We start from the raw sequence: 12,277 nt of genomic DNA, 5'->3' as shown, positions 1-12,277 counted from the left end.
TTATTTTCTAAATTTCCACTGACTATAAATCCCGAAACCGATAATCCAAATAGCTGAACCAATTGCTCCTACAAATGTAGACTCTTGTAAAAAGAGGGTTACAAAGACAAAGGCAAAGAAGAGCATGGTTAAAGGATTTAGGAAACGATAATGGGGCATAAGATAGCCATCCGCCATAAAGTCTGGTGACTTGCGGTATTTAAGGTGAGCCACCATAATCAAGATATAAATGGCGATATAGACACCGGATGATGATGCTGTAATCAAGGCAAAGGCATCCGACACACCTGGCAAGACATTAATAAAGGCTGCTAGGGCAATCAAAATTGCTGAAGCGATGATGGCATTTTGTGGCACATTGTGGCGAGAAAGAGTATCTGCCTTAATAGCCTTTAAGAATGAATTTGGCGAATCATGAGCAATCTGGTACAAATGACGTCCTGTTGAATAAAGGGTTGAGTTAAGAGCAGATGCTGCTGATGTCAAAACGACGAAGTTAATCAAGGCTGCTGCCCACTTGATACCTGCCAATTCAAATACTGTAACAAAAGGAGAATCAGCAGAAGCAAGCTCACGCCATGGAATGATAGCCATGATGGCTAAGAGGGCACCACCGTAGAAAAAGGCGATACGCAAAGGAATTTCCTTAACGGCTTTTGGCAAGACTTGACGTGGATTTTTGGTTTCAGAAGTTGTTACCCCGATAAACTCAATCATGAGGTAAGCAAAGAAAACCATCTGAAAGGCCATGACAAAGTTCACTCCACCATTAGGGAAGAGGGAGAAATTGTCGGTGATATTGGCCAAACTTGCTACTCCATGTGGTGTCTTAAAGCCTGTCAAGACCATAAAGACTCCTGTGGCAATCATAGCTAAAATAGCCACAATCTTGACCATCGCAAACCAAAACTCAACTTCCCCAAAGAGCTTCACCGCAATCAGATTGACTAAGGCTAGAATGGTCAAAAATCCAATCTCAATCATCCAACTTGGCCAGCTAGGGAACCAAAACTGAACATAGTGAGAGATAGCAGTGATTTCCGCCATACCTATAAAGACAACGGATAGCCAGTAGGACCAAACCGAGAAATAACCCCAGCCCTTACCCAAATGGCGCGTGATAAAGTTGATAAAGGTATGTTGCTCAGGGTCTTGGTAGAGCATTTCCCCAACCGCACGCATCATAAGGAACATGAAAGCCCCAGTAATCATATAAATCAGTACAATGGAAGGACCTGTAAGGCTAATAGAACGACCTGCTCCCAAAAAGAGTCCTGTTCCGATTGTTCCCGCAATGGCCATAACCTGCACGTGACGATTAGTCAGACCACGCTCCATCTTGTTTTTTTTCTTCTTTGAACTCATATAGTCTCCAATTCTTTTTAAACCTAAAAAGGAGCAAAGAAGGATTTTTCCCTCTTTTTACTCCTTTTAATCATTAGGCTGTTTTTTCAACCTTCAAGATTTTTACATCATAGCTACCAACAGGTGTTTCAATTGTTGCTGTATCACCTGTTTTCTTGCCAATCAAGGCTTGTCCAATTGGGCTTTCATTTGAAACTTTACCTGCAAAGGCATCCGCACCCGCTGAACCTACGATAATATAAACTTCTTCTTCGTCCTCACCAATTTCTTGGATAGTGACTGTTTTACCAATCGCTACTTCGTCTTGGGCAACTGAGTCACTATTGACGATTTCAGCATAACGGATTTTTGTTTCCAAGCTAGAGATTTGTCCTTCGACAAAGGCTTGTTCATCCTTAGCTGCTTCGTATTCACTGTTTTCAGAAAGGTCACCGTATGAACGGGCAATCTTAATGCGTTCTACCACTTCTGGACGGCGGACCAATTTCAATTCTTCTAATTCTTTTTCAAGTTTTTCCTTTTCCTCAAGGGTCATAGGATATGTTTTTTCTGCCATTTTTCTCAACTTTCCTTCGATAATATTGAATCTCTATCTGAGATTCTCATGTTTGTAGTCTTAGTTTGAACTACTATTTTGAGTAAGCTTGCTATTGACGTGTTCAGCTACATTACGGTCATGTTCTTCCTGTGTCACTGCGTAATAGACTTTACCATCTGTAACATTAGCTACAAAGTAGAGGTTCTCACTCTTTGTTTGGTTAATGCTTGCTTCAATCGCATCCTGACTTGGACTATCTACTGGGCCAGGCATCAAACCAGGTTTTGTATAAACATTGTATGGTGAATTAATCGATGTATCAATTCCAGCATCATCTGCTAGGCTGATATTTTGACCAAGTTTCCCTTGGGCATACAAGATTGCAATATTGCTTTGAAGTGGCATACCAAGATTCAAACGGTTGTAGAAAACACCCGCAATCAACTTACGGTCTTCAGTCTTAGCCCCTTCTTTTTCAACCAGTGAAGCAATTGTTAGCAATTCATTGACTGTCAAGTTCTTAGACTTAATTGCACTATAGTGCGGAGTCAAGGTCTTATCCATAGCTGCCAGCATCTCATCAATCAAGCTTTCAATAGTTGTGCTTTCCTTGATAGAGTAGGTCGCTGGGAAAAGATAACCTTCCAAACGGTAACGAGCTCCACTTTCTTTCGTTGGCAAGCTTTCGAGTAGGTTTGGATATTTAGCAACTTCTTGACTGATAAAGTTGTCATCTTGCACTTTAGCCAAGAAAGCTTCCGCTGTCAAAGGTTCTTTAAATTCACCTTGTAATTGGCCTACAGCTTGGGCGATTTGATCAATGGTATATCCTTCTGGAATTGTCAAGTTTGCAAGAGATGGAGCCTGAGGTTCAGGTGTACCACCTTTTTGCAGTTCCTTAATGATGTCCTCTGTACTCATGCTCTTTTGCAAATTGTAATATCCAGCCTTCAAATCTGAATAATTCTTATATTTTGCATAGAAAGCAAAAATCACACCGTGTTTAATCACACCAGAATGCTCAAGAGTTGATCCGATTTCTTGGACATTGGCTCCTTCTGGAATTTGAACAGTCACATATTCCTTAGAATTTGCATCAACAGGTAGCAAGGATGACTGAACATACTGATAACCGAAGTAACCACCTGCCGAAATCAAGGCTAGGAAAATCAGTAGAGAAATGAAGAATGCCTTCAAATGTGATTTTTTCTTCTTAACTGGTTTAACTGTCTCACGGCGACTACGTCTAGGAACTGAACCTAGGCTATCTGCCGATTCAGCTAACTCAGATAGCTCATTATCCACTGCAGGAGTACTAACTTCTTCCTGTTGTCTACTTGTTTTATACGACACCGCAACCTTTGTTGGAATCTCGTTAAATTCTTTGTCTTCGTTAAGTTTTACAGGTTCTACTTTTGGTTGAACTGGCTCGAAAACAGGTTCTACTGGTTCAACTACCGCTTCAATTTTAGGTTCTGCAACTTCTTCATTTCCTGCAATTTCATCCGAAATATTATTAGAACATGATGGAACACCAGGAGCATTCTTTAATATTTGATCCACAACAGAAAGAGAATTAGCCATCAACTCTTCTGCTGAAGGTTCATGTTCCTGAGTTGAAGGATCTACTGAATCTTCTTGAGATAAAGGAGTTTCAAAACTTGTAATCTCGTTTTCTTGCTCACTTCTATCTTGTTTTTTTACTCTCTCTAAATCACGTAAAATTTGCTCTTTAAAGCTTAATTTTTCGTCTTCTCTTGTTTTTTCACTCAAAAGTTTATCCTCCTCGTTGACAATCCATAATATTATATCTTAAAAACGAAAGAAAAGCAACCTAGCATGCTTTTCTCGCTTATTTTTTAGCTTCCCAGACCATATCATACCAGGTTTCCCCTGCAAAGGTTGACTGAGACCGGCCTTCATTGACAAATCCATGTTTTTCGTAGTAGGCGATGAGATAGTCATGACAGGTTAGGTTAATACCTTCTCTTTCGTGTTCAAGAGCCAACTCTTTCAAGGCTGTTAATAATTTTTGACCAAGTCCAAGGCCCTGTGCTTCCTTGGCAATAGAAAGACAGGTCACAGAGATATAACCACTCGGCTCATGACTATAATCTTCTATCTCTTCTGTAAAAGACTGATCTTGCAGATGGCGGTATGGTCCAACTGGCCCTTCTATATACCCCATGATTCTGCCTTCTTTTTCTGCAACCAGAAACGAGGTCTGAATTTTTCGCAAATGAGCTTCAAAAACCGAGCGAGGAATGGCTTCTTCAAGTGAGAAATTTTCTAGTTCAATCTCAACGATACGATCTAAATCTTCTAATCTTGCTTTCCTGATTTTCATTGTGCCTCCAGATAAAAGGGATTAAACCAAATCATACTAAAACCTTGACTAGCTGCATAAAGGGAAGTTTCTTCATCAATAAAACCGTTCATTTCAAAATAGGATAGCAACTCATCAGGACTCTTCAAACGAATAGCTTTGTAATCCAGCTCAACCGCCACCTCTTTCAAGGCTGCAAGAAGAAGCGTGCCCAAGCCCTGTCTCTGATAGCCAGAGTCAATGACTAAAGAATGCATTTCTAGACATTGCGGATTATGTGGCTGAGGATCGCCTAGAACATAGCCCAGAAGCTGATTTTCATCCCTAGCTAGAAGAAAGGTATCCGCACACTTACGGATACTTTCTTCTAAAATATGGGAAGGTTGCTGCTTTTCAGCTGGAAAAGATGAGGCCTGAAGTGCCTCTATCTCAGTTAAATCAGACTTACTTGCCCGAATGATTTTAATTGGAATTTCCATGAGAACTTCCTATTGAACATTGCTTGTCAGGTTAGACAAGAGACGCTCGAATGAATATTCATAGGTTTGGATATCTCCTGCTCCCATAAAGACGTAAACAGCATTGTCATGGTCTAGGAGTGGAGAAACATTTTCAACAGTGATAACTTGGTGTTTCTTATTGATTTTATTGGCTAGGTCTTCTACCTTAACATCACCATGGTCTACTTCACGAGCAGATCCATAAATTTGCGCTAGGTAAACTGCATCCGCTTGGTTCAAAGCGTGGGCAAATTCGTCCAACAAAGCGATTGTTCTTGTAAAGGTATGCGGTTGGAAGACTGCAACAATTTCCTTGCTTGGGTATTTCTGACGAGCCGCATCCAAGGTCGCAATGATTTCTGTTGGATGGTGGGCAAAGTCATCGATAATAACTGTGTCATTGACAATTTTCTCAGTGAAACGACGCTTAACACCAGCAAATGTTTTCAAGTGTTCACGCACCAAGTTCAAATCAAATCCTGCTGTGTAAAGAAGACCAATAACGGCTGTCGCATTCATGATATTGTGACGACCAAAGGTTGGAATGTGGAATTGCCCTAATTCTTGACCACGGAAATGAACTGTGAAGGTTGAACCAGTTGTTGAACGAAGAAGATCACTAGCGACAAAGTCATTACCTTCTGCTTCAAAACCATAATAATAAATTGGTGCATCAGACGTAATCTTACGCAATTCAGCATCTTCACCGTAGATAAACAAACCTTTGGTAATTTGTTTAGCATAGTCGTTAAAGGCATTGAAAACATCCTCTAGACTTGTGAAATAGTCTGGATGGTCAAAGTCAATGTTGGTGATGATAGAATATTCTGGGTGGTAAGGCATGAAGTGACGCTCATATTCGTCAGATTCGAAGACAAAATATTTGGCATTGGCTGAACCACGACCAGTCCCGTCTCCAATCAAGAAGCTAGTATCTGTAATGTGAGACAAGACATGAGACAACATACCCGTTGTTGAAGTTTTTCCATGCGCTCCAGCAACTCCCATGCTAACAAAGTCACGCATAAAGCTACCTAGGAACTCATGGTAGCGTTTGTAGCTAATTCCATTTTGATCCGCATAGGCAATTTCGACGTTGTTATCTGGACGAAAGGCATTTCCAGCGATAATTTCCATATCACCGTCTAGATTCTTTTCATCAAAAGGAAGAATGGTAATTCCTGCCTGCTCAAGACCACGTTGAGTAAAGTAGTATTTTTCAACATCTGATCCCTGAACCTTGTGCCCCATTTGGTGCAACATCAAAGCCAAGGCACTCATCCCTGATCCCTTAATTCCGATAAAATGATATGTCTTTGACATGTTTTCTCCCCTATTCCGTAATTCTTGTCAGATTCAACTCTTGGGCCACCTGACGTTCTTGTTCTTTTTGTTGATTCTTTTTATTGTAGATTTGGCTCTTCTTCAGAAAATCATAGTTGTTTTTCTTTGGACTTGAAGTTTCTTTTGGCTCAGCTTGAGTCGAAATATTGTTCACTTCTTCCGCCAAGATATAATGAGACTGGGTCAATTTTTGGCTATATTTGACAAATTCACCAGGATTTTCCTTTTGGAAAGGAGCTGTAGGTTGATTGCCCTGTCTAACTAGACTTGGCTGAGAATGGCGTCTTGTAGGAGTAATATCCTTAGTCAGATAACTTGCTGAGCGTTTCTTTTTCAAGTCCGCACGCGCTTCTTCACGCGCCACCTCCGCATAGCTCTTTCCTTCTTTTTTTACTCCTAAGCTAGCCTTCTTAGGTTTCTCTACTGGCTTTTCAATCGTTTTTTCTGGTCTTTCTTCAGTAATAGGGGCCCACTCCAGATAATTCTTATCACGGTATTCTCCCTTGATATTACTGATAAAGTCAGACTCATCATAGAGGTCCATAACCGGCATCTCAGTCAGCATGACCTCATCATCTGACACTAATGGAAATCGTTCTTCTCTCATTTTCTATTTCCTTTCAACACTTCATTATAGCGTATTGTCTTGATTTTTCAAGTGCTGGCTTCAGAAATTCCTAAAATTTCTCTAATTTCTGCTAGGGTCAGACTGCCACGTGACTCTGTGCCATCCAATACTTGTGACACCAGATGTTTCTTTTGTTCTTGGAGTTCCTGAATTTTTTCTTCAATGGTTCCCTTGGTCACCAAGCGATAAACCTCAACCGTTTCTTCCTGACCCATCCGATGGGCACGGCCAATGGCTTGCGCTTCCACCGCAGGATTCCACCAAAGGTCAACCAAAATAACCGTATCAGCACCTGTCAGATTCAGACCGACACCACCAGCCTTGAGGGAAATCAGAAAGGCATCTCTTTCCCCTTGGTTAAAGGCTTTAGTCATGTCTTGTCTTTCTATGGCTGGGGTTGAACCCGTAATTTTAAAGGATGTCAAGCCCAAGTCTGGCAGTTCTTGTTCAATTTTCTCCAACATTCCCTTGAACTGCGAGAAAATCAAGACACGGTGTCCGCCGTCTGCCACCTGTACCAGCAGGTCTCGGAGACTATCCAGTTTACCACTGGCACCCTGATAATCCTCCATAAAGAGGGCAGGGGTGTCACAGATTTGGCGCAAGCGCATCAGACCAGACAAGATTTCCACCCGACTTCGCTGGAATTCCTGATCTGACACTTGAGCCAGACGGTCTCGCATCTGTTGCAACTGAGCTAGGTAAATAGCCTTTTGCTGGTCTTCCAGTTCATTCTTGTAAACCACTTCAATCAAGTCTGGTAATTCAGTCAGCACTTCTTCTTTCTTGCGCCTCATCACGAAAGGTTTGATAAACTGAGCAACGCGCTCAGCTGGTAATTTCATAAATTCTTTCTTGCTTGGCAAGAGTCCTGGCATGACGATTTGGAAAATAGACCACAACTCACCCAGATGGTTTTCAATAGGAGTTCCTGACAAGGCAAAGACTGACGGCACCACAAATTGTCTCAAGGTCTGGGCAATCTTAGTTTGGGAATTTTTCATGACCTGAGCTTCATCTAAGAAAAGGAAGTCAAAGGCCATCCCCTGATAAAGATCACTATCCTGACGGAAGGTAGCATAGCTCGTCACATAGATTTGATGGCTCTCGGCAAGAATCTCCTCACGACTAGCTTTCAAACCATGAACAACAACCACATCCAACTGTGGAGCAAATTTCTGAAATTCATCTGCCCAGTTGTAAATCAAACCCGACGGAGCGAGAATCAAGACTCGACTTTCTTTTGTCACTTGGCTGGTCAAAAATGCAATGGTCTGCAGGGTTTTACCAAGTCCCATATCATCAGCTAAAATCCCACCAAAACCATAATGATGGAGCATTTGCAACCAACGAATTCCCTTTTCCTGATAATCTCGTAAATCAGCCTGAACCTGAGTTGCTTGCAAAGGAAAGTCCTCTGGATGCGTCAAATCCTGGGCCAGATTCTGGAATTCTTGTGAAAAAGAAATACGATCTCGTCCTTCAAAGAGATGGGCTAAACTATAAGCCAAAGATTTTCGAGCCTGCAAGGCCCCATCTTTTAATTCAAACTGCCCCAGTTCCTGTAGATTTTGGCGAATTTTCTTGGTTTCTTCATCGAAAAAGTAGACTTGATTGGACGCACCAATGTAAAAATCTTGATTGGCAACCAAGGCCTGCATGGCTTGGTCTATTTCCTCTCGGGAGATATCTTGAAAATCAAACTGGATTTCCAAGAGACCTCCCTTGGAAGCAATCTGCACTTGAGGGCTTGCTAGGCTATAAATTTCTTCTAGCTTGTCTGATAGATCAACATTCCCGAGTTTTTCAAAAACTGGAATGATGTCATGGAAGAAATGATAAACAGACTCGGCTTTTAAGGCCTGACGCCAAGATTGAAAGTCTGCTTCAAATCCAGCTGCCAAACAGACTTGGAAAACTCTTTCTTCTAAGTCAGCATCACTCGAAAAAGGTAATTCTTCTAGCTCTTGTCGGCTAGATACCTTCCTGTCTCCATAATCAAACTGAATTTCTAAACGAATCCGATTGTCTTCTTCCCTATCAAAGTAAAAAGAGGGTTCAAAAGTTTTGATATGTAGACGTTCTGGAGCTGAAACGGTCCCCATCTGGCTAAAAAGAGTTAAACAGGAAGCCAATTTATCGCGGTCACTGCTATCAAATTGCAAGTATTTCTTTCCATGCTGATCCAAAGGCAACGCTTTGATTTCCTTGAGAAGACGTATCTGCTGGTCTGTTAGAAAATAAACCTGTCCTTTATGGAAAAGTACGGCTCCCTGATAAAAGACATTGACTCTAGGACTCTCACTGATTTCCATTTCAAAATAATCCGAGTATTCTTTTACTATAAAGGCAAATAGATTAGCACCCGCATGCAAATCCTGAAAAATCAGGGTTTGGTAGCTATCTACTTGATGGTCAAATTGAAAATGCGGCAAGGTCATCAGTAAATTCACACCCTGCTCAAAAAAGGTCAGAGGAAAAAAGAGGTGCCGACCTTGGTTTTGGAAAAAAAGCTCTGGACTAAGTCCTTCCTCCATTAGTCCGCGTAAGAAAGTCAGAAGTTCTTGGCTTTCCTCATTAAAGGCTTCCCAAGAAAGAGACTCCTCATAAATTTTGCCAATCATATAAGGTTTTCTCTTCTCGACAACTTTTAAAAAGAGTGGAATATCCCGAATGACATAGTATTTTTGACTATTAATTTGCCCGATTCTAAGTGTCCACAAGATACGATTGCTTCCTGCTTCCACTTGTCCCACAGCCGACAACTCATAGGCGCGTTCTGATTTTGGAGACAAGATTCGGTCCAAAAATTTACCACCCAAGGTCACCTTGGTTTCAACGGCTTCTTTTTCTTCATGACCTTCTTCCAGACTCTGCAAGATTTCCTGACCACGCTCATCATTTTTCAAAAAATGCTCCAACGCTGCCAAATGCACACAGTAGCCCCTCTTTTGGAAAAAATCGCAGGCACAAAAAACCAAATCATCCTCTAAACTATAGCGCAGTTCTTCTTCTGCGACGCGAGCGTAGAGCCGATTATTCTTTTCCTTGATGATGTCAACTTTACCAGTTTCATAAAGGGCAACGCCTTCGATACGGACTTTCCCCGGAATCAATTTAGCCATATTTTTACCTTTACCTTATCTTTTTATTATACCATATTTTCCCCTATGAAAATAGCCTTCTAAGGATACTTTTCTCCTAGAAGGCTGGATTTTTAAAGTTTAGCAAAAGTGGTCACGATGCGTTGGCAAACCTCTTCTAGTACTGACTTCGGCATAGCTACATTGAGGCGGGCATGGAGACTTCCTTCCTCTCCAAAATCCAAACCACGGTTGAGGATAACCTTGGCTTCATTTCTCAAAAGCTCTTGTAATTTTTCATCAGTCAGGTCATAGGCTGAAAAATCAAGCCAAATCAAGTAGGTTCCTTGCGGTTTCATGACCTTGATTTTAGTATCTTTTCCAAATAAATCCACCACATAATTGATATGGTCTTCAAAGACTTGCTTGAGTTCCTCTAACCAATCTTTACCGTATCGATAGGCAGCTTCTGTCGCCAAATAACCCAAGCCTGAAATTTCATGCTGGTTATTGGCCAACTGGCGTTTCTGGTAAGCCACTCGCAACTTAGGATTTTCAATAACTGCATATGAATTTTTTGTTCCAGCAATATTAAAGGTTTTAGTGGCACTAGTCAAGACGATAGCAAATTCTTTAAAGTCAGGATTGATGGTATTGAAGGAATGATGCTTGTGACCAAAGAGGGCCAAATCTTGGTGAATCTCATCTGAAACCAACAAAACACCGTGTTTTTGGCAGAGTTGGCCAATCTTCTCCAACACTTCCTTTTCCCAAACACGTCCACCAGGATTGTGAGGGTTGCAAAGAATATAAAGTTTGACATCCTCTTCTACCAAATCCTTTTCAAGTCGGTCAAAGTCAATCTCAAACAGACCATCCTTTTCCACCAAAGAATTGGTAATCAATCTACGGTTATTCAACTTGACACTGCGTGCAAAGGGTGGATAGACAGGTGTGTTAATCAAAACCGCATCGCCTTCTTTTGTAAAGGCTTGAATAGCTGTTGAGATGGCTGGTACCACACCCTCGATAAAGACAAGAGCCTCTTTGTCAAAGTGGTAACCGTGTTGTGTGGCTTCCCACTTTTGAACTTCCTTAATTAACTCTTCACTGGCATAGGTATAGCCATAAACCAGTTGATCAGCGTAAGTTTGCACAGCTTGGCGGATTTCAGGCAAGACTACAAAGTCCATATCCGCTATCCAAGCTGGTAGGACTTCACTATCCGTTTCTGCTTCTTTCCATTTATAGGTATGGTGCCCTAAACGATTGGGCAGGCTTGTAAAATCATATTTTCCCATCTTTGTCTTATCCTTCCAAGGCTTGACGCAAATCTGCAATCAAATCTCTAGCATCCTCAATCCCAATCGACAAGCGCAAGAGGTCATCTGTCAAACCATAAGAATGGCGCACTTCTGCTGGAATATCAGCATGAGTTTGCGTCGTTGGATAAGTAATGAGACTTTCTACCCCACCCAAACTTTCGGCAAAAGAGAAAACCTTGAGGCTATTCAAGATATGTGGAATGCGTGTTTCATCCGCCACTTTAAAGGAAATCATACCTCCACGACCAGTGTAGAGAACTTCCTTAACTGCTGGAGAATCCTTCAAAAAGGCAACCACTTCTTGGGCATTGGCTGTTGAGCGCTCCATACGAAGAGATAAGGTCTTGAGACCACGAATCAATTGATAACTGTCAAATGGAGACAAGACTGCCCCTGTCGTATTGAGATTGTAAAAGAGTTTCTCGTATAGTTCTAAACTATTGGTCACAACCACTCCAGCCAAGACATCATTGTGACCTGCTAGATACTTGGTTGCTGAATGGAGAACGATATCTGCTCCATCTTCAATCGGACGTTGGTAGATAGGGCTGTAGAAGGTATTGTCCACCACCACTTTGGCACCTTTAGCATGAGCCAGTTTTGCTAGTTTTTCGATATCAAATTCCAACATCAAAGGATTGGTTGGTGTTTCGATATAGAGAACATCCACGTCCTTTTCTAACTCAGCAATCAACTCTTCTTCTGTATTGGCATAGGTAAAATGGAAACGACCTTCCTGCTCCACTTGGTTGAACCAGCGGAAAGAACCTCCGTAAAGGTCACGCACTGCTAAAACCTTACTTCCTACTGGGAAAACGCTAAAGGCCAATACAATAGCTGACATCCCTGAGCTAGTCGCTAGGGCATAGTCTGCTGATTCAATGGCTGCCAAGACTTCTTCAGCCTTACTGCGAGTTGGGTTTTTAGTGCGTGTATAGTCAAAACCAGTAGATTTACCAAACTCTGGATGCTGATAGGTCGTTGAAAAATGTAGCGGTGTCACCAAAGCTCCTGTCGCTTCGTCTGACTTGATACCCGCCTGGGCCAAAATTGTGTTGATGTGTAATTCCTTGCTCATACAATACCTCCAAATCTATAGTAACTATTGTACCACTTATTTTCATCAACTCATTTTCTTCTTTTCAAGAGCTAGCTATAGTTTCAAACT

10 protein-coding genes are annotated in these 12,277 nt (G+C 41.6%); all 10 read right to left on the bottom strand.

Translation table 11 applies throughout. The features are described 5' to 3' along the window. The 10 genes from D8855_RS07920 to D8855_RS07875 all read right to left on the bottom strand — a co-directional run bounded on the left by D8855_RS07920 (position 1) and on the right by D8855_RS07875 (position 12,187). A complete protein-coding gene (locus tag D8855_RS07920) occupies positions 1 to 1,365 on the bottom strand; it encodes an amino acid permease (RefSeq protein ID WP_049552262.1) in 1,365 nt (454 codons plus the stop codon). Positions 1,366 to 1,438: 73 nt separating this feature from the next. Next, positions 1,439 to 1,921 carry a transcription elongation factor GreA gene (greA, locus tag D8855_RS07915; protein WP_000818768.1) on the bottom strand — a complete coding sequence of 161 codons (483 nt, stop codon included), beginning with the start codon at positions 1,919 to 1,921 and terminating at the stop codon, positions 1,439 to 1,441. A gap of 60 nt (positions 1,922 to 1,981) precedes the next feature. Continuing rightward, complete coding sequence (gene mltG, locus D8855_RS07910) at positions 1,982 to 3,676, bottom strand: endolytic transglycosylase MltG (RefSeq protein ID WP_125416854.1); 1,695 nt, start codon at positions 3,674 to 3,676, stop codon at positions 1,982 to 1,984. 79 nt (positions 3,677 to 3,755) lie between these two features. Beyond that, complete coding sequence (locus tag D8855_RS07905; protein WP_020902221.1) at positions 3,756 to 4,250, bottom strand: GNAT family N-acetyltransferase; 495 nt, start codon at positions 4,248 to 4,250, stop codon at positions 3,756 to 3,758. Continuing rightward, a complete protein-coding gene (locus tag D8855_RS07900) occupies positions 4,247 to 4,708 on the bottom strand; it encodes a GNAT family N-acetyltransferase (RefSeq protein ID WP_049550603.1) in 462 nt (153 codons plus the stop codon). The genes D8855_RS07905 and D8855_RS07900 overlap by 4 nt, the downstream gene beginning before the upstream one ends. 9 nt (positions 4,709 to 4,717) lie before the next feature. Then, positions 4,718 to 6,052: a UDP-N-acetylmuramate--L-alanine ligase gene (gene murC, locus D8855_RS07895; RefSeq protein WP_020902223.1), complete on the bottom strand. Its 1,335-nt coding sequence runs from the start codon at positions 6,050 to 6,052 to the stop codon at positions 4,718 to 4,720. Positions 6,053 to 6,062: 10 nt separating this feature from the next. Beyond that, the gene (locus D8855_RS07890) at positions 6,063 to 6,680 is read right to left on the bottom strand and encodes a divisome accessory protein ZapJ (protein ID WP_125416852.1); all 618 of its coding nucleotides are present in this window, start codon (positions 6,678 to 6,680) and stop codon (positions 6,063 to 6,065) included. Between the two features lie 47 nt (positions 6,681 to 6,727). Then, on the bottom strand, positions 6,728 to 9,826 hold the full coding sequence (locus D8855_RS07885) for a pilus expression-regulating Snf2 family helicase (RefSeq protein WP_125416850.1): 3,099 nt from the start codon (positions 9,824 to 9,826) through the stop codon (positions 6,728 to 6,730). A 92-nt stretch (positions 9,827 to 9,918) separates the two neighbouring features. Beyond that, positions 9,919 to 11,085, bottom strand: a complete 1,167-nt coding sequence (locus tag D8855_RS07880; RefSeq protein ID WP_125416848.1) for a MalY/PatB family protein — start codon at positions 11,083 to 11,085, stop codon at positions 9,919 to 9,921. 7 nt (positions 11,086 to 11,092) lie between these two features. Further along, on the bottom strand, positions 11,093 to 12,187 hold the full coding sequence (locus D8855_RS07875; protein ID WP_020902227.1) for a cystathionine gamma-synthase: 1,095 nt from the start codon (positions 12,185 to 12,187) through the stop codon (positions 11,093 to 11,095). Between the last annotated feature and the right edge of the window lie 90 nt (positions 12,188 to 12,277).

Source organism: Streptococcus mitis (assembly GCF_003942685.1).
GTDB lineage: Bacteria > Bacillota > Bacilli > Lactobacillales > Streptococcaceae > Streptococcus > Streptococcus mitis_CD.
Note: the sequence above shows the minus strand (reverse complement) of the source record. Positions and strands in the feature narration are given on the sequence as shown.